Annotated in this window: 22 protein-coding genes; 16 read left to right on the forward strand and 6 right to left on the reverse strand. The window is 70.9% G+C overall.

From position 1 onward, the window contains the following. Both B9G38_RS07495 and B9G38_RS07500 read right to left on the reverse strand, forming a co-directional pair. Positions 1 to 1,101 (reverse strand): mandelate racemase/muconate lactonizing enzyme family protein (locus B9G38_RS07495; RefSeq protein WP_086219980.1); only part of this gene is annotated, 1,101 nt, incomplete at its 3' end. Beyond that, the gene (locus tag B9G38_RS07500) at positions 1,098 to 2,027 is read right to left on the reverse strand and encodes a 1,4-dihydroxy-2-naphthoate polyprenyltransferase (protein ID WP_086215680.1); all 930 of its coding nucleotides are present in this window, start codon (positions 2,025 to 2,027) and stop codon (positions 1,098 to 1,100) included. The genes B9G38_RS07500 and B9G38_RS07495, both read right to left, overlap by 4 nt. A 217-nt stretch (positions 2,028 to 2,244) precedes the next feature. Between B9G38_RS07500 and B9G38_RS18520 the strand changes: the two genes are divergently transcribed. The 14 genes from B9G38_RS18520 to B9G38_RS07570 all read left to right on the forward strand — a co-directional run bounded on the left by B9G38_RS18520 (position 2,245) and on the right by B9G38_RS07570 (position 15,649). Beyond that, a complete protein-coding gene (locus B9G38_RS18520) occupies positions 2,245 to 2,394 on the forward strand; it encodes a carboxymuconolactone decarboxylase family protein (protein WP_233127172.1) in 150 nt (49 codons plus the stop codon). Positions 2,395 to 2,667: 273 nt separating this feature from the next. After that, complete coding sequence (locus B9G38_RS07510) at positions 2,668 to 2,946, forward strand: hypothetical protein (RefSeq protein WP_086215681.1); 279 nt, start codon at positions 2,668 to 2,670, stop codon at positions 2,944 to 2,946. Positions 2,947 to 3,245: 299 nt separating this feature from the next. Next, positions 3,246 to 4,223: an aliphatic sulfonate ABC transporter substrate-binding protein gene (locus B9G38_RS07515; protein ID WP_049929884.1), complete on the forward strand. Its 978-nt coding sequence runs from the start codon at positions 3,246 to 3,248 to the stop codon at positions 4,221 to 4,223. Between the two features lies 1 nt (position 4,224). Beyond that, entirely contained in the window at positions 4,225 to 5,094 is an 870-nt protein-coding gene (locus B9G38_RS07520) for an ABC transporter permease (protein WP_086215682.1), read from the forward strand. Further along, a complete protein-coding gene (locus B9G38_RS07525) occupies positions 5,078 to 5,830 on the forward strand; it encodes an ABC transporter ATP-binding protein (protein ID WP_086219981.1) in 753 nt (250 codons plus the stop codon). Before B9G38_RS07520 ends, B9G38_RS07525 begins: the two co-directional genes overlap by 17 nt. A gap of 392 nt (positions 5,831 to 6,222) precedes the next feature. After that, a complete protein-coding gene (locus tag B9G38_RS07530; protein WP_179235213.1) occupies positions 6,223 to 7,383 on the forward strand; it encodes a LeuA family protein in 1,161 nt (386 codons plus the stop codon). A 370-nt stretch (positions 7,384 to 7,753) separates the two neighbouring features. After that, a complete protein-coding gene (ilvB, locus tag B9G38_RS07535) occupies positions 7,754 to 9,565 on the forward strand; it encodes a biosynthetic-type acetolactate synthase large subunit (protein WP_086215685.1) in 1,812 nt (603 codons plus the stop codon). Beyond that, a complete protein-coding gene (gene ilvN, locus B9G38_RS07540) occupies positions 9,562 to 10,305 on the forward strand; it encodes an acetolactate synthase small subunit (RefSeq protein ID WP_086219982.1) in 744 nt (247 codons plus the stop codon). The genes ilvB and ilvN overlap by 4 nt, the downstream gene beginning before the upstream one ends. Positions 10,306 to 10,338: 33 nt before the next feature. Further along, positions 10,339 to 11,397: a ketol-acid reductoisomerase gene (gene ilvC, locus B9G38_RS07545; protein WP_086219983.1), complete on the forward strand. Its 1,059-nt coding sequence runs from the start codon at positions 10,339 to 10,341 to the stop codon at positions 11,395 to 11,397. 58 nt (positions 11,398 to 11,455) lie between these two features. Then, complete coding sequence (leuC, locus tag B9G38_RS07550; RefSeq protein ID WP_049929875.1) at positions 11,456 to 12,916, forward strand: 3-isopropylmalate dehydratase large subunit; 1,461 nt, start codon at positions 11,456 to 11,458, stop codon at positions 12,914 to 12,916. Next, positions 12,916 to 13,539: a 3-isopropylmalate dehydratase small subunit gene (gene leuD / locus B9G38_RS07555; RefSeq protein WP_086219984.1), complete on the forward strand. Its 624-nt coding sequence runs from the start codon at positions 12,916 to 12,918 to the stop codon at positions 13,537 to 13,539. The genes leuC and leuD overlap by 1 nt, the downstream gene beginning before the upstream one ends. Positions 13,540 to 13,544: 5 nt before the next feature. Continuing rightward, entirely contained in the window at positions 13,545 to 14,543 is a 999-nt protein-coding gene (locus B9G38_RS07560; protein WP_049929873.1) for an isocitrate/isopropylmalate family dehydrogenase, read from the forward strand. Positions 14,544 to 14,638: 95 nt separating this feature from the next. After that, positions 14,639 to 15,010 carry a DUF555 domain-containing protein gene (locus tag B9G38_RS07565; RefSeq protein WP_086219985.1) on the forward strand — a complete coding sequence of 124 codons (372 nt, stop codon included), beginning with the start codon at positions 14,639 to 14,641 and terminating at the stop codon, positions 15,008 to 15,010. 96 nt (positions 15,011 to 15,106) lie between these two features. Beyond that, on the forward strand, positions 15,107 to 15,649 hold the full coding sequence (locus tag B9G38_RS07570) for a CBS domain-containing protein (RefSeq protein ID WP_049929872.1): 543 nt from the start codon (positions 15,107 to 15,109) through the stop codon (positions 15,647 to 15,649). A gap of 1 nt (position 15,650) precedes the next feature. On the opposite strand, the gene B9G38_RS18215 is transcribed toward B9G38_RS07570, so the two are convergent. The 4 genes from B9G38_RS18215 to B9G38_RS07585 all read right to left on the reverse strand — a co-directional run bounded on the left by B9G38_RS18215 (position 15,651) and on the right by B9G38_RS07585 (position 19,505). Then, positions 15,651 to 15,815 (reverse strand): hypothetical protein, encoded by a 165-nt coding sequence (locus B9G38_RS18215; protein WP_169514826.1) that lies wholly within the window; start codon positions 15,813 to 15,815, stop codon positions 15,651 to 15,653. A 105-nt stretch (positions 15,816 to 15,920) separates the two neighbouring features. Further along, positions 15,921 to 16,967, reverse strand: a complete 1,047-nt coding sequence (gene purM, locus B9G38_RS07575) for a phosphoribosylformylglycinamidine cyclo-ligase (RefSeq protein ID WP_086219986.1) — start codon at positions 16,965 to 16,967, stop codon at positions 15,921 to 15,923. Between the two features lie 82 nt (positions 16,968 to 17,049). After that, positions 17,050 to 17,724: a metalloprotease gene (locus tag B9G38_RS07580; RefSeq protein WP_086215691.1), complete on the reverse strand. Its 675-nt coding sequence runs from the start codon at positions 17,722 to 17,724 to the stop codon at positions 17,050 to 17,052. Then, positions 17,721 to 19,505: a TraB/GumN family protein gene (locus tag B9G38_RS07585; RefSeq protein ID WP_049929869.1), complete on the reverse strand. Its 1,785-nt coding sequence runs from the start codon at positions 19,503 to 19,505 to the stop codon at positions 17,721 to 17,723. The genes B9G38_RS07580 and B9G38_RS07585 overlap by 4 nt, the downstream gene beginning before the upstream one ends. A 124-nt stretch (positions 19,506 to 19,629) precedes the next feature. Between B9G38_RS07585 and B9G38_RS07590 the strand changes: the two genes are divergently transcribed. Further along, positions 19,630 to 20,319 (forward strand): winged helix-turn-helix domain-containing protein, encoded by a 690-nt coding sequence (locus B9G38_RS07590; RefSeq protein ID WP_049929867.1) that lies wholly within the window; start codon positions 19,630 to 19,632, stop codon positions 20,317 to 20,319. Between the two features lie 72 nt (positions 20,320 to 20,391). Then, a partial coding sequence (locus B9G38_RS07595) for a bifunctional nuclease family protein (RefSeq protein WP_086219987.1) occupies positions 20,392 to 20,707 on the forward strand: 316 nt, incomplete at its 3' end.

Below are 20,707 nucleotides of genomic sequence, written 5' to 3' on the forward strand. Positions count from 1 at the left end.
GTCGAACGCGGCGCCCGCGAGTCCGGGTCCCAACGGCACGGCGACCGCGCCCTCTGCGACCGGAGAGGGATCGGGGGCGAGGTCCTCGTCGAGCAGCGTCCCGGTCGCGAGCCCGCAGGGCGACACCTCGGGGACCGCGGCCGCCACGTGGACGGCGGCCGTCCGCGCGACGACCGCGTCGATCGTGGTGGTGACCACCGGGTCGACGCCGGCCGACCGCGCCCGTAGCGCGGCCGCCAGCGCGCGGTCGGGGCCGCCGAGCGCCATCGGCTTGAGGACGACCGCGTCGGCGGCGTCCGCTTCGAGGACGGCGTCGACCCCGTGGACCGCGACCGACTCGTCGGCGGCGATCGGGACCCGCTCGCCGCCACCGTCGCGGCGAAGTTCCGCCAGCCCGCCGAGGTCGTCCGCCGGGAGCGGCTGCTCGACGTACGCGAGGTCGAACGCCGCCAGCGCGCCGAGCGCGTGACGCGCCGTCTCCCGGTCCCACGCTCCGTTCGCGTCGGCCCGGAGCGCGACCCGGTCGCCGACCGCGTCGCGGACCGCGCGGAGGCGCTCGACGTCGGCGTCGACGTCGCGGGCGCCGACCTTCAGCTTCAGGCAGTCGAACCCCTCCTCGACCGCACGCGTCGCCTCGGCGGCGGTCTCCGCCGGCCCGCCGTCCCCGACGGTCGCGTTGACCGGGACGGCGTCAGCGGGCGTCGCGGTCACGCCGGCCTCGACGGCGAGTTGCTCCGCGAGCGGCCGTCCCGCGTCGCGAGCTGCGGCGTCGGCGAGCGCGAGCGAGACGCCGTGTCGCGCGGCTGGCGTCGATTCCGCGTCCGGCACTCCCGGGACCGGTTCGGACATGTTCCCGGCTTCGAGGTCGCTGAGCGCCGCCGCACAGGCGTCGCGCGACTCCGTCCACCCTGGGAGCGGAGTCGCCTCGCCGAGGCCGACCGCGCCTGACTCGTCGCCGCCGCGTCTAGCCGTGATCACGAACCCTTCCCGGCGACGGATCTCGCCGCGTGCGCTTCCGAGCGGTCGGGTCAGGTCGAGCGCGAATGGGCGGTGGCGCACGACCGTGACCGAGGCCTCGCCGCGAGGGTCGTCGTCGGTCACACCGCCAACCCGACGGCGAACGCGACGGCGTACGCCGCGAGCAGTTTGCCGGTCGACTCTAACGCGGGGTTGAGCGCCTCGCCCGAGGTCTCGGTGAGCACCGTCCGCGCGACGGTCGCCGCGAGCGGGAGAGTGACGAGCGGGAGCAGCGTCGCGAGCCCGTCGCCGCGCGCGGCGAACCAGACGGGGACGAGGTACGCGACGGCGAGCAGCGCGAGGTACTCGGCGCGAGCGAACCGGTAGCCGAACCGGACGGCGAGGGTGCGCTTGCCCGTCGAGGCGTCCTCCTCGCGGTCGCGGAGGTTGTTGACGACGAGGATGTTTGTCGACAGCGCGGCGATCGGGAGGCTCGCGACCACCGCCGCGAGCGCGACGGTGCCCTCCGGGGGCCCCGCCGGGAACCACCCTGCGAGCAGCGCGGCGGCCTGAACGTAGTAGGTCCCCGTCACCGCGATCACGCCGAAGAAGACGAACACGAAGAGGTCGCCGAGCCCGTGGTAGCCGAGGGGGTACGGCCCGCCGGTGTAGGCGATCCCGGCCGCCACGGAGGCGAGCCCGATCACGAGGATGGGGACGCCGCCGACGGCGACGAGGTAGGTCCCCACGAGGATCGCGGCCGCGAAGGTGAGCCACATCGCCCGCTTCACCTCGGCCGGCTCGATGAGGCCGCTGGCGACGACGCGCGTGAACCCCTCGCGGTCGTCGGTGTCCGCCCCTTGGATCGCGTCGTAGTAGTCGTTCGCGAAGTTCGTACCGACCTGGATCAGCGCCGCGCCGACGAGCGCCGCGAGCGCGGGCAGCGGGGCGAACACCCCGTCGGCGAGCGCGAGCCCGACGCCGACGATCACCGGCGCGGCCGCGGCAGGGAGCGTCTGCGGCCGAGCGGCGATAACCCACGCGCGCCGACGGGTCACCTCGGTACTCATTGCCGCCGATTGGCGCGTGGCGTCCCTTAAGCTTGCTATCGCGGATCCCCGCGGACCGGCCCGAACCGGTCGCAGTGAACGGTACCGAGTGGCGTACACCTATGCCTCGCGGGTGCGAGCCCTTCGCCATGGCCCGCGTTCCCTACGCAGAGGCGTCTGACGTGCCGGACGAGTACGGGGAGCTCTCGGGGTCGTCGCTTCAGGGGAACCGCTTCACGTGTGCCGGTCGCTCGGCAACAACCCCGCGGTGCTCGCCGGCCTCTGGTCGTTCCCCGAGTCGCTGTGGACCGACAGCCGGCTCACCGAACGGGAGCGTGAACTGGTCATCTTGGCGGTATCGAGCGAGATCGGCAACCGGCACGAGTAGCACCAACGCGGTACCATCGCCCGCGGGGTCGGGACCGACGACGAAGCGATCGTCGACATCGCCGCGGTCGCCGAGGGTACGACACGCTCGGCGGCGTCATCGACGCGTTCGACCCCGAACTGGAGTCGGGGAGCGAGTTCAACGGGTGGGACCCGCGCTAGCTCCGCGGCCGCAGGCCGCCCGGCACCGGGGCCACGGCACCGGACGGCTCGCGACCGATCGCCCGGTCTCGGCGACCGACAGGTTCGACAGGGACCGGCCCGTAACGCCTGTATGACCGACACGGAGGCCGCGTCGGCGAACGGCATCGAGGCGCGGTACGAGGAGACCGACGGCGAGCGACGGCTCACCTTCTCGCGGGACGGTCGGGAGGCGACCGTCGCGCAGAACGCCGACGGATACGCGATGTTGAAGGTCCGGACCGGCCCGGACGGCGACGAACTGGAGCGCTACTACGGGTTCGACATGGCGCTCGACCACGCGGCCGAGCTGCTCGGCGCCGCCGTCCCAGACCTCCCGGTGCCGGACGCCGCCGCCGATATGGGGATGTAGCCGGAACGCCGGCTCTCTCGGCACGCTGCCGCCGTCGTTCTCTGATCTCCCCCGAGCGGACAGCGCGAGCAACCGGCAGCATGATCCGGGACCCGGAACGCGAGACGAGCGGCTCCGTTCCCGATCGCCCATCTGTCGAAAGCGCCCGTCCGCCCGTCAGCATCCGTGTCGCGACCGTCGACGCCCGTGCCACCACGACGCACGACCCGGCAATGAATAACTCCAAAACATCATAGACGCAATTGAATATTCTCCATAGCCATATTGGCTTATGAGTGGCACCGGTATGCGGAGGTACGATGGAGCGAAGACAGTTCCTCCGCGGCACCGGCGCGGCGATCGGCGGTTCGCTGCTCGCCGGCTGCGCGGGCGGAGGCGGCGACTCGGGCACAGTGACGGTCGATTACGCGTACTACAACCCGGTCAGTCTCGTGTTGCGCGAGAAGGGGTGGCTCGAAGCGGCGTTCGCCGACACCGGAACCGACGTCGAGTGGGTGTTGAGCCTCGGGAGCAACCAAGCGAACGAGTACGCCCAGAGCGGCGAGGCCGACGTCTCCTCGACCGCCGGAATCGCGGCGCTGATGGCCCGCACGAACGGCGTGCCGATAACGACGCCGTACGTCTATTCGGAGCCGGAGTGGACGGCGCTCGTCACGTTCGAGGAGACCGGGATCGAATCGGTCGAAGACCTCGAAGGGAGCCGCGTCGCCGCCACCCGCGGGACGGACCCGTACTTCTTCCTGCTTCAGGCGCTCGACGACGCCGGGCTGAGCGAGGAGGACGTCGAGGTCGTCAACCTCCAGCACCCCGAGGGACAGTCCGCTCTCGTCCGGGGAGAGGTCGACGCGTGGGCCGGACTCGACCCGCACATGGCCGAGTTGGAGCTCGAACACGACGGCGCGGAGCTGTTCTTCCGCGAGCCGCGGTACAACACGTACGGGTTCCTGAACTTCCTCGACGGGTTCCTCGCCGACCGGCCCGAGGACGCGCGTCGCGTGATCGAGGCCTACGAGCGGGGCCGCGAGTGGGCGATCGGGAACCCGACGGCGACCGCCGGGATCCTCGCCGACGCCTCCGAGATGTCCGAGCCGGTCGCGGAGCGCGTGTTCACCCAGCGGAACGACCTCTCGGAGCCGATCCCGGGCGAGCCCCACCGCGAACTGCTCGCGGACCTCTCGCCGATTCTCGAACGCGAGGGGCTCGTGACCGACGACGCCGACCCCGCCGGCAACGTCGACGACCTGATCGACTCCGAGTTCGCGAGCGAGGTCGTCTGAGATGGCCGCCGACACCCGCCGGGAGTCCGGGGTGTCCCGCGACTCCGACTCCGGCCGTGGGTCGACGGCCGGCGAGTCGGCCGGCGGCGCCGAGTCTCGCAGCCTCGGCCCGGTTCCCCTCCCCGCCGCCAGCCGGTTCCGGCCCCTGCTCGGGCTGCTCGTCCCCGCCGCGCTCGTCGTCGTCTGGCACCTCGTCGTCGCGACCGGGATCATCGCGGCGTACCAGCTGCCGACCCCGCTGCGCGTGGCGGAGACGCTCTACGGGATGGCCGCCACCGGCGAGCTGTGGGGCCACGTCGCGATCACGGTCCAGCGCGTCGTTCTCGGTGCCGGCCTCGGCATCGTCGTCGGAACCGTCTTCGGGACCGCCACCGGGCTCTCGCGGACCGCGAGCGACCTCCTCGACCCACTCCTCCAGAGCCTGAAGAACATCCCGTCGCTGGCGTGGGTGCCGCTGTTCCTCCTCTGGTTCGGCATCGGCGAAAGCGCGAAGGTGCTGCTCATCGCTGTCGGCGCGTTCTTCCCGGTGTACCTCAACCTCTCGACCGGCATCGCCGCGGTCGACGAGGAGCTGTTGGAGGTCGCCGAGGTGTACGACCTCGGGCGCGTCGAGTCGCTGCGCCGGGTCGTGTTCCCGGCCGCGCTCCCGGACCTGCTCGTTGGGATCCGCGGCGGCGTCGGACTGGCGTGGATGTTCGTCGTCGCCGCCGAGCTGATCGCGGCGAGTCAGGGCATCGGATTCCTGCTGAGCGACGGGCGGACCCTCGCGCGGCCCGACATCATCGTGGGGTCGATCCTGCTGTTCGCGTTCCTCGGCAACTGCTCGGATGTCGCGGTCAGAGAGGTGAGAGACCGTGTCGTCGGACGCTGACCCCGTCCTCGCGGTGGACGACCTCCGGAAGCGGTACGGGGACACGGTCGCGCTCGACGGCGTCGACCTCGCGGTCGCGGACGGCGAGTTCGTCGCGGTCGTCGGCCCCTCCGGGTGCGGGAAGTCGACGCTGCTCCGCGTGCTCTCCGGACTCGAAGCCGAGTTCGCCGGGCGCGTCGCCGTCGACGGCGCGGACGTCAGGGAGGGGGGCAGCGACGCCGTCGGGATGGTGTTCCAGGAACCGCGGCTGCTCGACTGGGCGGACGTCCGGGAGAACGTCGCCGTCGGACTCCCGGCCGACGTCGACCCGGACACCCCGGCGGCTCGCGAGCGCGTCGACGACCTGATCGAGACGGTCGGGCTCGACGGGTTCGCCGGGAGCCGCCCGGACGAGCTCTCCGGCGGGATGGCTCAGCGCGTGTCGCTCGCGAGGGGGCTCGCCTACGACCCCGCCGTGCTGCTGCTCGACGAGCCGTTCTCCGCGCTCGACCGGCTGACGAAGGCGGACCAGCAGGACCACCTGCTCGACGTCTGGGACGCGCGCGGGACGACCGTCGTCCTCGTCACGCACGACGTGGAGGAGGCCGTCTACCTCGCGGACCGCGTCGTCGTGCTCGGCGGGCAGCCCGGGAGGGTGGCGTCGGTCGTCGATGTCGAAATCGACCGGCCCCGCGAGCGGGCGAACCCCGACCTCGTCGCGCTCCGGCGCGAGGTGACCGACGCGCTCGGTCGGTAGCGGCGCGTCCGCCGGTCGACCCGGATATCGGTGCGGACCGACCGCCGATCACGGTGGAGATGGCGCCGTGAGACTCGCTGACTCGTCTCGCGCGTGAACCGCCGGCCGCCCGCAGTACGAACGAAACGAACGTCGAGACCACTTATTAACTGACTTCCGAATCGGAATACGTGTCGGATCCCCTGTGTGTGTATTACCTCCTTAAGGTGTATTGACACCGCCGCAGTCATGCGATCTACTGCTCTTCGCCTCTTCGGCTCCGAACTGCCGGTCCGCACCGATTTTGCGATTGTCCAAACGATTAAGTACTCGACCGTCTTGTCGTGAATCGATGACAGACATCACGGAGGCTTCGTCGGACACCCCGGCGGATCGAGTTCTTCCAGGGCACGATAGCTTCTAACGTCGATATCGGTCCTGTCAGGATCTTCGACACGACCCTGCGAGACGGAGAACAGTCACCACGGACATCGTTCAGCTACGACGAGAAACGCCGCATAGCGGCGACGCTGGACGACATGGACACCCACGTCATCGAGGCGGGGTTCCCGGTCAACTCGGACGCGGAGTTCGAGGCCGTCAGCGACATCGCCGCCGCGACGGACACCACCGTCTGCGGACTGGCCCGGGTCGTCGACGGCGACATCGACGCCGCCATCGACTCCGGCGTCGAGATGGTCCACGTGTTCGTCTCCACCAGCGACGTCCAGCTGGAGGACTCGATGCACGCGACCCGCGAGGAGGCGAAGGGGCGCGCGGTCGACGCGGTCGAGAAGGTGAAAGACGCCGGCGTCGAGTGTATGTTCTCGCCGATGGACGCCACTCGAACGGACCCGGACTACCTGATCGACATCGTCGAGGCCGTCTCCGACGCCGGCACCGACTGGATCAACATCCCCGACACCTGCGGCGTCGGGATGCCGACCAGCTTCGGCGAGACGGTGAACGCCGTCGTCGAGGCCACCGACGCCCGCGTCGATGTCCACACCCACGACGACTTCGGGATGGCCGCGGCCAACGCCGTCGCGGGCTTCGAAAACGGCGCGGAGCAGGCGCAGGTGTCGGTCAACGGCATCGGCGAGCGCGCCGGCAACGCGGCCTACGAGGAGGTCGTCATGGCCGTCGAGTCGGTGTACGGCGTCGACACCGGTATCGACACGACCCAGATCACCAAGCTGGCCCGGATCGTCGAGGAGGCCTCGGACATCCCGGTGCCCGCGAACAAGCCGATCACCGGCCGGAACGCGTTCGCCCACGAGTCCGGCATCCACGCCGCGGGCGTCATCGAGAACGCCGACACGTTCGAGACCGGCGTGATGACTCCGGAGATGGTGGGCGCTGAGCGCGAGTTCGTGCTGGGCAAACACACCGGCACCCACAGCGTGCGCAAGCACTTGGTGGAGGCCGGCTTCGACCCGACCGACTCCGAGGTCCGGACGATCACGAAGCGGGTCAAGGAGTACGGCGCCGGCAAGCGGCAGGTGACCGCGGGCGACGTCGAGCGGTTCGCCGAGGAGGCGAACGTCACGCGCGAGGAGGAGGTCCGGGTCTGATGACCCACTCCCCGACCGGAGCGCCCCCCGAGCGACCGCGAGGGCGGTCGCGGGAGCAGTCCCGACCGCGTTCCGTTCCGGACGCCCGACAGGAATTTATACCCCGGCCGCGTTGCTTCGGGCGAGATGCGACGGTACACCGCGCTCGCGGAACGCGCTACCGCGTCCGGAGCCGTCGCGCCGATCATTGTAGGGGTATAAGCCCCTACATTACCCCTTCCTCACCGACGCGACGCGCCGCCGAACGTCGGCGGCCGAGCCGTTCTCGACGCGCGAAGCCGCGCCCCCGAGGGACGCGGCGCGGGCCCGCCCGTCGCGCGTTCGCAGCGACCCACACGACGACCCACCAGATGCCACACCAACCACGACAATGAGCGACACAGCAGCACAGCCGCGATCCGACGCGGACGAGTCGGACGACGGCTCGACGGCGGCCGCGACCGAGGAGCCGACCGAACCGGACGAACACCAGACGGCGGGGCCCGTCTCGACGGGCGCCGAGTCAGTCGTTGCCGCCCTCGAGGCCGCGGGCGCGAAGACCGCCTTCGGCGTTCAGGGCGGCGCGATCATGCCTGTCTACGACGCCCTGTACGACTCCTCCGTCCGGCACGTGACGATGGCCCACGAGCAGGGCGCCGCGCACGCCGCCGACGCGTACGGCGTCGTCGCGGGCGAACCCGGGCTCTGTATGGCCACGTCCGGCCCCGGCGCGACGAACCTCGTCACCGGCATCGCCGACGCCGACATGGACTCCGACGCGATGTTGGCGCTGACCGGGCAGGTGCCCACGGAGTTCGTCGGCAACGACGCGTTCCAGGAGACCGACACGGTCGGCGTCACGCGCCCGATCACGAAGCACAACTACTTCGCGAGCGGGGCCGACACCGTCGGCGACACCGTCGGCGAGGCGTTCGAGCTGTCGCGCGCGGGGCGCCCCGGGCCGACGCTCGTCGACCTCCCGAAGGACGTCACGCAGGACGAGACCGACCGGACGCCCGGTCCGGCGACGCCGCCCGCGGGGACCGACCCCGACCCGAACGCCGATGCGGAGTCGGTCGAGGAGGCAGCGCGCGCCATCGAGGCCGCCGAGCGCCCCGTCTGTCTGTTCGGCGGCGGCGTCATCAAGGCGGACGCGAGCGACGAGGCGCGGACGTTCGCCCGGAGCTACGGGATTCCGGTGACGACGACGATGCCGGGGATCGGCTCGTTCCCCGAGGACGACGACCTCTGCCTCTCGTGGGCGGGGATGCACGGAACCGGCTACGCGAACCTGGCGATCACCCACACCGACTGCCTGATCGCGGTCGGCACTCGGTTCGACGACCGGCTCACGGGCGGGATCGACACGTTCGCGCCCGAGGCCGAGGTGATCCACGTCGACATCGACCCCGCGGAGATCTCGAAGAACGTCCACGCCGACTACCCGCTGATCGGCGACGCCGGGCGCGTCCTCGACCAACTGACCGCCGCGGTCCGCGACGCGCCCGACGCCGAGGCGTGGCGCGACCGGTGCGACGAGTGGCGGGAGACGTACCCGCTCACGTACGCGACGCCCGAGGACGAGCCGCTGAAGCCCCAGTTCGTCGTCGAGGCGTTCGACGAGGCGACCGACGATGACACGATCGTCACGACCGGCGTCGGCCAGCATCAGATGTGGGCCTCGCAGTTCTGGACGTACACGGAGCCGCGGACGTGGGTCTCCTCCCACGGGCTGGGGACCATGGGGTACGGCGTGCCCGCCGCGGTCGGCGCGCGGGTCGCGGCCGACACGATGGGCGAGGAGGACCGCGACGTGGTGTGTTTCGACGGCGACGGCTCCTTCCTGATGACGATGCAGGAGCTGTCGGTCGCGGTCCGCGAGGAGCTCGACATCACGATCGCCGTGCTCAACAACGAGTACATCGGGATGGTTCGCCAGTGGCAGGACGCGTTCTACGAGGGCCGACACATGGCCTCCGACTACACGTGGATGCCCGAGTTCGACAAGCTCGCGGAGGCGTTCGGCGCGCTCGGTCTCCGCGTCGACGACTACGACGAGGTCGCGCCCGCGGTCGAGGAAGCCCTCGACTATGACGGGCCGGCCGTGGTCGACTTCCACGTCGACCCCGCGGAGAACGTCCTGCCGATGGTGCCGAGCGGCGGTGCGAACGGGAAGTTCGCGGCCGCGGAGGACCAGCTATGAGCGACGACACCGCGGCGTCCGACGGGGAGCCGCACCCCGGGCACGATGAGGCGTCCGCGGCGGCCGACGGCGGGTCGCCCGTCGCGCCCGGCGCCGACTCCCGGCCGCTCCCGGGCGAACAGCCCGGTCCGAACGAGCGCGACCACCCGGAGGGGCGCCGGAACCTCGAGGGGATCCGGATCGACCCCGTCGTCGAGGCCGAACACGAGTCGCACCGCGCGGTCATCTCGGCGCTCGTCGAGGACGAGCCCGGCGTGCTGGCGCGCGTCTCCGGCCTCGTCTCCCGCCGCCAGTTCAACATCGAGAGCCTCACCGTGGGGCCGACGACCGTCGACGGTCACTCGCGGATCACCATGGTCGTCGAGGAGACGGACCCCGGGATCGACCAGATCGAAAAGCAGATGTCGAAGCTGAAGCCGGTCATCTCGGTCGGCGAGGTCGCCGGCGACGCGGTCACCTCGGAGCTCGTCCTGCTGAAGGTCGAGGCCGACGACCCCGCGGCGGTCCACGCGGTCGCCGAGATGTACGACGGCCGGACGGTCGACGCCGGCCCCGAGACGATCACCGTCGAACTCACCGGCGACAAGGCGAGCATCGACAACGCGATCGGCGCGTTCGACCGGTTCGGTATCGTCGAGATCGCGCGGACGGGGCCGACAGCCCTCGCTCGCGGTAACACCCCCACGGCGCCCGGCGAGAAGCCCGGCACGGCCGCCGAACCGACCACGCACGACGACTGACACGCGACCACACAGGAACTCACAACGATACACATGACCGAAGACGACACGCAGACGTTCGACTCGACAGTATACTACGACGAAGACGCCGACGAGGAGGCGATCGCGCACAAGACGGTGGCCGTCCTCGGCTACGGCTCGCAGGGCCACGCGCACGCGCAGAACCTCGCCGACAGCGGGGTCGACGTGATCGTCGGCCTCCGCGAGAGCAGCTCCTCCCGGGCCGCCGCCGAAGGCGACGGGCTCCGCGTGGAGGCCCCCGCGGACGCCGTCGCCGCGGCCGACGTGGTGAGCGTCCTCGTCCCCGACACGGTTCAGCCGGACGTGTACGAGAACGCGATCGAACCGAACCTGGACGCGGGCGACACGCTCCAGTTCGCGCACGGGTTCAACATCCACTACAACCAGATCCAACCGCCCGAGGACGTCGACGTGACGATGGTCGCGCCGAAGTCGCCGGGCCACCTCGTGCGCCGCAACTACGAGAAGGACCAGGGGACGCCCGGCCTGCTGGCGGTGTACCAGGACGCCACCGGCGACGCCCACGACGAGGGGCTCGCGTACGCGGCCGCGATCGGCTGTACCCGCGCCGGCGTCGTCGAGACGTCGTTCCGCGAGGAGACGGAGACCGACCTGTTCGGCGAGCAGGCGGTGCTCTGCGGCGGCGTCACCTCGCTGGTGAAACAGGGGTACGAGACGCTCGTCGACGCAGGGTACTCCCCCGAGATGGCGTACTTCGAGTGCCTCAACGAACTCAAACTCATCGTCGACCTGATGTACGAGGACGGGCTCGGCGGGATGTGGGACTCCGTCTCCGACACCGCCGAGTACGGCGGCCTCACGCAGGGCGACGTGGTCGTCGACGAGCACGCCCGCGAGAACATGGAAGAGGTCTTGGAGAAGGTCCAGAACGGCCAGTTCGCCCGCGAGTGGATCGCGGAGAACCAGGCGGGCCGCCCCTCCTACACCCAGCTCCGCGAGGCGGAGAAGACCCACGAGATCGAGGCCGTCGGCGAGGAGCTGCGCGGCCTGTTCGCGTGGGAGGAGTCGGCCGAGGGCGACGAGGAGGAGAGCGCCGAGGTGACCGCCTGATGGGCGTAGCGGTGAGCGGTCGGTCTTCCGACTGCGCGGCGGTCCGGGGTGACGCCCGATGAGCGAGGGAACGCTGTACGACAAGGTGTGGGAGCGCCACAAGGTGACGGAGCTGCCGAACGGGCAGGACCAGCTGTTCGTCGGGCTCCACCTCGTCCACGAGGTGACGAGCCCGCAGGCGTTCGGGATGCTGCGCGAGCGCGACCTCGACGTGGCGTACCCGGAGCGGACGTTCGCGACCACCGACCACATCGCGCCGACGGAGGCGGACAAGCGCGAGCGCCCGCTGGCCGACGACCAAGCCGAGGAGATGCTCTCGGCGCTCGAACGCAACACGAGCGAGAGCGGGATCACCTTCTTCGGATTCGACTCCGGGAAGCAGGGGATCACGCACGTCGTCGCCCCCGAACTCGGCCTCTCGCAGCCGGGGATGACGGTCGCGTGCGGCGACAGCCACACGGCGACCCACGGCGCGTTCGGCTCCATCGGCGTCGGCATCGGGACCAGCCAGATCCGCGACGTGCTCGCGACCGGCTGTATCGCCGCGGACAAGCAGAAGGTCCGCCGGATCGAAGTCGAGGGCGAGCTCGGCGAGGGCGTCTACGCCAAGGACGTGATCATGAAAGTGATCAAGGACCTCGGCGTCGACGGCGGCGTCGGCCACGTGTACGAGTACGGCGGCCCCGCAATCGAGGCGCTCGACATGGAGGGACGGCTCGCCGTCTGTAACATGTCCATCGAGGGCGGCGCCCGCGCGGGGTACATCAACCCCGACGAGACCACCTACGAGTACCTGCGGGGCCGCGAGTACGTCCCCGAGGGCGAGGCGTTCGAGGAGCGGAAGCGGTACTGGGAATCGATCGCCTCCGACGACGACGCCGAGTACGACGACGTGGTCACGGTCGACGCCGACGGACTCGACCCGCTGGTCACGTGGGGGATCAACCCCGGGCAGGTGGTCGGGATCGACGAGGCGGTGCCGCACCCGGACGACTTCGAGGAGCGGACCGACCGGGAGGCCGCCGAGAAGGCGATCGACCACATGGAGGTCGAGCCCGGGCAGTCGATGCTCGGGTACGACGTCGACGTGGCGTTCCTCGGCACCTGTACGAACGGCCGCCTTTCGGACTTCAAGGAAGCGGCGCGGATCCTAGAGGACCACAGCGTCGACGAGGACGTGCGCGCGCTCGCCGTACCCGGCTCGGAGACGGTCCGCGCCCAGTGCGAGGAGCGCGGCATCGACCAGACGTTCATCGAGGCCGGCTTCCAGTGGCGGCGCGCCGGCTGCTCGATGTGCCTCGCGATGAACGACGACCAGCTCGGCGCCGGCGAGGTGTGTGCGTCATCGTCGAACCGCAACTTCGTCGGCCGGCAGGGCTCGAAGGAGGGGCGGACGGTGCTGATGAGCCCCGCGATGGTCGCGGCCGCGGCCGTCGAGGGCGAGGTCGTCGACGCGCGCGACTACCTGGACGACGGACCGACCGGCGGCGCGGGCGGCGTCGAGGAGGTGGCCGACTGATGGCCCCCGACGCCAACGCGGGCGACGACCAACACATCACCGAGGTCTCGGGCACGGGCGTCCCGATCCCCGGCGACGACGTCGACACCGACCAGATCCTGCCGGCGCAGTTCATGAAGGAGGTCACGTTCGACAACATGGCGGACTACCTCTTCTATGACGCCCGGCGCGACGAGGACGGGGAGTTCAACGACCACCCGCTCAACCGCTTCGAGGGCGCGTCGATCGCGGTCGTTAACTCCAACTTCGGCTGCGGCTCCTCCCGGGAGCACGCGCCGCAGGCGATGATGCGGTGGGGCGTCGACGGCGTCGTCGGCGAGTCCTACGCCGAGATCTTCCGCGACAACTGTAAGTCGCTCGGCATCCCCGCGGTCACCGCCGACCACGAGACCGTGGTCGAGCTCCAAGAGTGGATCGAGGCGAACCCCGACGGCGACATCGAGGTCGACGTGGAAGGGGAGACTGTCACTTATGGCGACACCGTCATGGACGTCGAGGTCGACGACGCGATGCGCGAGGCCTTGGTCGAAGGGATCTGGGACACGACCGCGCTGATGTACTCGAACCGGAGCAAGGTCGACGAGACTGTCGCCGACCTGCCGTACGTCGAGGGGGACGACTGAGCCGGATGACCGACGAGATCGTCGTCATCGAGGGCGACGGCATCGGCCGCGAGGTCGTGCCGGCCGCCGTCGAGGTATTGGACGCGCTCGACCCCGACTTCGAGTTCGTCCGCGGGGACGCGGGCGACGCGACCCGGGACGCGACCGGCGAGGCGCTCCCCGACGAGACGTACGACCTGGTGGCCGACGCGGACGCGACGCTGTTCGGCGCGGCGGGCGAGACGGCCGCCGACGTGATCCTCCCGCTGCGCGAGGCGGTGGACTCGTTCGTCAACGTCCGGCCCGCGAAGGCGCTCCCGGGCGTCGACGCGCTCCGGCCGGAGACGGACGTGGTGTTCCTCCGCGAGAACACCGAGGGCGTCTACGCGGGCCACGAGGACCGCCTCTCGGAGGACCTCTCGACGCTGACACGCGTCGTCACGTCGTCGGCCTCGCGCGAGCTGGCCGAGTACGCCTGTGACTTTGTCGAGGACGGGCGCGGCCCCGCCGGGGACCCAGAGGAGGGGTTCACCGTCGCCCACAAGGCGAACGTGATGCGCGAGACGGACGGCCGGTTCCGCGACGAGGTCGCGGCGGTCGCAGACGAGCGCGGCGTCGACGCCGACGAGGAGCTGATGGACGCGTTCGCGACGAAGCTCCCGCTCGACCCGGGCCAGTACGGCGTGATCGTCTGCCCGAACCTCGCGGGCGACGTGCTCTCCGACCTCGCGGCCGGGCTCGTCGGCGGCCTCGGTCTGCTCCCGTCGGCGAACATCGGCCACGACAACGCGCTGTTCGAGCCGGTCCACGGCACGGCCCCGGACATCGCGGGCGAGGGGGTCGCCAACCCGACCGCGGCGGTCCTCTCGGCGGCCATGCTGCTCGAGTATCTCGGCCACGTCGAGGCGGGGCAGCGGGTCCGCGACGCGGTCGAGGGCGTCCTCTCCGACGGCCCGCGCACCGGCGACCTCGGCGGCTCGGCGACGACCGACGAGGTCACCGCGGCGATCGTCGACCGCCTGTAGGGCGCGTCTCGCCGCCGGTTCCGCGCGATCGACGGCTCGTTTTCGACCGCGGCCAAACCACAAGACAAGAAACCCTGCGGCTCCTCCGACCGCGTATGAGCAACTACGAAGTCGCGATGGAAGCCGCCTGGTTGGTCCGTGACGTCGAGGAGACCGACGACGCCATCGGCGTCGCGGTCAGCGAAGCCGGCAAGCGACTCAACGAGACGGACAAGCAGTACGTCGAGGTCGAGCCCGGCGTCACCGGCTGTCCGGCCTGCGGCGAGCCGTTCGACGCCGCGTTCCTCGCGGCGAACACGGCCCTCGTAGGGCTGCTCCTAGAGATCGACGTGTTCAACGCCGACAGCGAGGAGCACGCGGAACGGATCGCGAAAAGCGAGGTCGGCGGCGCCCTCCGCGACGTTCCCCTCGGAGTCATCGACGTCTTCGAGACCGATGCGGACGAGGACGAAGAGCCGGAGCGATAGGCACGGACGCGGGGCGTCGGACGGATCTGCCGGGAGCGATCCCGGTGCCCGGTCGGTGCCGAAAGCTTTTCTAATAACCCTAAGTAATTACCCGGCATGGAACTGCCGACGCCACAGGACCTCCGCGAGCGCCGGACCGCGCTGGAGCTGACCCAGAGCGAACTCGCCGACGCCGCGGACGTCTCCCAGCCACTCATCGCGCGGATCGAGGGCGGCGACGTCGACCCGCGGCTCTCGACGCTGCGCCGGATCGTCAACGCCCTCCAAGAGGCGGAGGGCGAGGTCGTGCGCGCGGCCGACCTGATGAACGAGACCGTGATCAGCGTCGCGCCCGACGACGCCGTGGGCGAGGCGGTCGATCTGATGGAGGCCGAGGCGTACTCGCAGCTCCCCGTTCTCCAGAACGGCGTGCCCGTCGGGTCGATCAGCCAGGGCGACGTGGTCCACGCCGGCGAGAACGTCGGCGATCACCCGGTCAGCGAGGTGATGAGCGAGTCGTTCCCGACGGTCGCGCCGTCGGCGACCGTCGACGAGGTCCGGAACCTCCTCGACCACTACAAGGCGGTGATGGTCACCGACGGCGGGGAGACGGTCGGAATCATCACGGAGGCGGACATTGCGGCGCAGTTGTCGCAGTAGCTCACTCCTCGCGCCGCTCCGACAGTCGCTCCCAGATCTCCGTACACCCCGCGCCGTCCGGCACGTCCTCGACGTGCGCCGACTCTTCGGCCCGTCCGTCCCCGTCGTCCTCGGAGCCGTCGGCTTCGGTCCCGCTCTCTTCCTCCGATACGGCCCCGTCCGTCATTGACTCGACCTACGCGGTGGCCGGTCATAACGGGTCAGTCGGCGGCACGCCCCGCCGCCGCTCCGCGGCGGCCGCAACGATCGCCGGTACCTCGGACGCGACCGCTCACAGCTCCAGCCCGCGGATCGCGACGCTCGCCCCGCCGTCGCCTCCGGCGTCCGCCGCGCCGTCCTCGACGCGACCGATCACGCGACCGTCGGTCGCGTCGGCCAGCGCGTCCGCGGCGTCGGCGTCGACCGCGGCGACGAACCCCGTCCCCATGTTGAACGTGCGGTACATCTCCTCGTCGGAGACGTTCCCCTCGGACCGGACGAACTCGAAGACGGGCTGCGGGTCGAACGCGTCGTCGACGACGTAGCGGTGATCGCCGAGGCGGTCGAGGTTCGTCCAGCCGCCGCCCGTCACGTGGGCGGCGCCGCGGACGCCGTGGTCGCGCATCGGGTCGAGCAGGTCGGTGTATATCGCGGTCGGTTCGAGCAGCGCGTTGCCGAGCGTCTCGTAGTCGCCGAACTGGCAGGGATCCGTGTAGGCGTGGTCGCGCGTGACGGCCTCTCGGGCCAGCGTGAGCCCGTTCGAGTGGATCCCCGACGACTGCCAGCCGACGAGCGCGTCGCCCGGCTCCGCGCGGCCGTCGAACACGCCGTCCTTCGCGGCGAGGCCCGCGCACGTACCGGCCAGGTCGAGCCCGCGGACGACATCCGGCATCACGGCCGTTTCGCCGCCGACGAGTTCGATGTCCGCCAGCTCGGCGCCGCGAGCGAGCCCCTCGCCGACCTGCTCGGCGAACCGCTCGTCCGGCTCGTCGACGGCGAGGTAGTCGACGAACGCGACGGGGCGGACCCCGGCCGCGACGAGGTCGTTGACGTTCATCGCGATACAGTCGATACCGACCGTGGAGTAGTCGCCAAGCGCCTCCGCGACGAGGAGCTTCGTCCCGACGCCGTCGGTCGCGAGCGCGAGGTAGCGGTCGCCGATATCGAGGAGGCCCGCGTAGTCGCTCCCCGAGCCGTCCGCGTCGGAGTCCGAGCCGACCGCGCCGATCAGCGCGGCGGTGGCGGCCTCGCTCGCGTCGATATCGACGCCCGCGTCCGCGTAGGTGAGTTCGTCGTCGCCGTCCGGTCCCCCGCCGCCGCTCCCGTCGCCCTCGGTCATGTGTGTGGAGGCACGCCGGCGGAGCAAAAACGCACCGTTCCGGGCGAAGCCGCCGGACGCGCGGCGGTCGCCCGACCGCGGCTCAGAACGGGCCGCCGAAGCCGAGCCCGACGACGAAGACGAGCCCGACGGCGAGCAGGACCGAGGGGACGAAGACGGCCGCCCAGACCGGCTTGCTCCACGACAGCACCGTCTTCCCGTCGAGCGGGCCGTACGGGACGAGGTTGAACGCCGCGAGAAACGCGTTGATCGCGATGCCGCGCGCGCCGAGGATCGTCACGAGTTCGCTGCCGAGGAGCCCGCCGAGCGCGAACAGCGGGAAGAACACGGCCATCAGCCCGAGGTTCACGGCCGGGCCGGCGAGCGCGATATGCCCGTGCTCCCGCGGCGTCAGCCGCCCGCGGTGGTGGACGGCGCCGGGCGCGGCGAAGATGAACCCGAGGAGCGAGCTCATCACGGCAAGGAACAACATGCTGTTGTCCGCGCGGAACTCCGCGACTTGGTCGTAGTGGACCGCGACGACCTTGTGCGCGACCTCGTGGAGGAGGAAGGCGACCCCAGCGGTCGCGAGCCCGACGAACAGCGGCGGGATCACGCCCGCGGCGAGGATGCGACCGATCCCGGCCGAGCCGCCGACGAAGAACAGGGTGAACGCCACGCCCAAGGCGAGCCACGCGACGAGCAGGTCGCGGAGCTCCGCGCCGCTGAAGTAGAGCCCCGCGATTCGCCGCCCCGAGAACGTCGCGCCGCCGCTCATGCGATCCCCCCCACGGCGCCGCGCACGAGGTCGGCGCCGTTGACCGCGCCCTCGACGAGCAGCCGCCCGACCTCGTCGACGCCGCCGACCTCGGCGCCGAACATCGCCGGGATGACGTACGCCGCGAAGAGGAAGCTCGCGACGATGCTGCCGACGTTCGTCATCGCGACGACGACGATGAGCCGGAACAGCGGCACGTCGAGCATCGCGGAGACTAACTCGCCGACCGACCGCGTCTCGTCGCCGAGCAGGTCGTTGAGCGCGCCGATGTCCGCCACGTTCACGGTCAGGCTCCGCAGTTCGACGTAGCCGGTGAACCAGCCGGGCGCGAGCAGCGGGTTGATCGAGGTCATCCACGCGACGGCGCCGCCGACGCCCGCCGAGAGCCAGCGTGCGCCGGCGACCTTCGCGAAGGCGAAGGCGAAGACGCCGTTGATCAGGAACCACGCGCCGAACAGCCGGAGCAAGAACGCGTTGCCGGCGCCGCCGAGCGCCAGCAGGAGGAAGAAGCCGACGAAGCCGACGGTGATCGCGTAGCCGATCGCCTTCTTCCAGGGGAGCCCGCGTCCCGATTCCTCGCCGACCAAGTCGTCCATCGCCGGGAGGGTCGCGGGCTCGGCGAGGTACCGCTCGATCCCCGCCTGGTGGCCCGCGCCGACGACGGCGACCACGTCGTGCCCGGCCTCGCGGAGCGCGACGAGCCGGTGGGCGATGAACGCGTCGCGCTCGTCGATGAGCGCCTCCGCGCCGCCCGGGGAGAACTGCCGGAACTCCTCCATCATCATCGTCACCACGTCCGTGTCGGTGAGGTCCGCGGCGTCCAGCTCCTCGATACCCCCGGCCTCCGGGTCCACCTCGCCGCCGCCGAACCCGCTGACCGCGATCGCGAGGACGGCGCCGACGACGAGACCGAGGCCGATCCCGATCCCGAAGCCCCCGATCGCCGCAACGGGGAACCCGCCGAGGTACGCCGAGACGGGTCCGTTCGCGGCCCCGGTGACCCCGGCGGCGACGCCGGTCGAGAGCCCGGTGCCGACCGCGGCGTAGAGCCGCTGGTCCGGGGAGAGCGCGAGCGAGCCGACCTGGTCGACGGCGATCCCGACGCCGAGCGCGACGAGGACGCCCGCGGCGACGCTCGTCAGGATCGCGTCGGTGATCCCGACGGCGCCGCCGAAGAGGCCGATGGCCGGCCCGGCGAGGATCCCGACCAGGAGCCCGCCGATCGCGCCGGCGACGCGCGGGTCGCTGACGCCGAACGCGAGCCCGCCGACGAGCCGGAGCTTCTCCGTGATCGTCATGCGGGCCCAGAAGCGTTGGATCGTGGTCTGGATGTCGCGGTCGACCAAGGCGACGTCGATGCCGAGCGACTCGGCGATGTCAACGGCGGCCTTCATATCGGCGCCCGGCTCGATATCGAACCGCTCGCCGAGCTGGGTCTGGACGTACGAGAGCATCCAGTACGCCAGAAACTGGAACACCGTGTTCCCCCTGAGCAGGTCGCCGGCGTCGAGGTCGTCGGGCGTCTCGCCGTTCATCTGGCGGTAGCGCCCCTCGTCGAGCTCGACCGCGACGACGTCGGGGCGTTCCCGCTCTATCGTCTCCTCGACCTCGTCGACGGAGCGCTCCGACACGTGTGCGGTCCCGACGACCGTCACGCTCCCCTCGCCGTCGGCGGCGGGTCCGCGGCCCGGATTCCGGTCGAGGTCGCCGCCGTCGGTGCGCGGCGGTCTGTCGGTCGACGGGGGTGCCTCGTCGTCGGTCCCCCGTGACGTCTCTGTCATCACCCGACGTACTCGGTCACCGCGTTTAGGGTTTGTGCGTCGGTCCCGGCTCCCGCTCGGGCGGGGTCGACCCCGTCCCCAACGATCCAACAAGTTTGTATCCTCACGCGCCACAGGATGTCGTATGTCCCGGCTGTTGCCCTCCCTGCCGGACGCGACGCCAGAGGAGCGCGAGCCCCGGGTCGTCGGCGTCGACGACGACGAGGCCGACGACCTCATCGCGGCCCTCGGCTCCGAGACGGCGCGCGCGATCCTCTCGACGCTCCACGACCGCCCGGCGACGAAGTCGGAGATCGCCGACGAGGTCGACACCTCGCTCCAGAACGTCCAGTACCACCTCTCCCGGCTCGACGAGGCCGACCTCGTGGAGGTGGTCGACACCGCCTACTCCGAGAAGGGCCGCGAGATGGACGTGTACGCCGCAGCGGACGAGCCGCTCGTGCTGTTCGCTGGCGGCTCCGAGGAGTCGACGGGGATCAAGACCGCGCTCATGCGTCTGCTCGGCGGGTACGGGATCATCGGACTCGCCGCGGTCGCCGCCCAGCGGCTCCTCGCGGTCGGCTCGCTCGCGGACCCGCGGACGAGCGCCTCGGGCGGTGACGACGTTGGGACGGCCAGCACCGACGGCCCCTCGATAGAGAGCGTCCCCGACCAGAACACCGCCGCCGACGGCGCCGACAGTGCGGTCGACCTCGTCGGCCGCCCGCTCGCGGAGTACGCGGTCTCGCTCGTCGAGCCGGGGGTCGTCTTCTTCGTCGCCGCCGCGCTCGTCTTCACGCTGGCGTGGGCGTACTGGTACCGAGCGTCGAGCTAGGGCGGCGGGGGTCGCGGACCGAACGGGACGCGCGTGGGACAGCTATTCAAGCGGCCGTCACCACGTTCCGATATGGAACACGAAGCCGAGGTCGTCGGGGTCGGTGCGGGGTCTGCGCCGAGCGGCGACGTCCCGGCGGTGATCCTCTCCGCGCGCGACGAGTACGTCCCGATATTCGTCAGCGGCGACCAGGCCCGATCGATCGGTATGGCGCTGGAGGGCGAACCGTTCGACCGACCGCTCACGCACGACCTGCTCGTTGACATCCTCACGGAGTTCGGCGGCGCCATCGACCGCGTCCGCGTCGACGACCTCCGCGACGGCACCTTCTACGCGAAGGTCGACGCCGAGCGCTACGAGGAGGGCGAGCCGGAGCGGTTCGTCTTCG

This window comes from Halorubrum sp. SD612 (assembly GCF_002135005.1).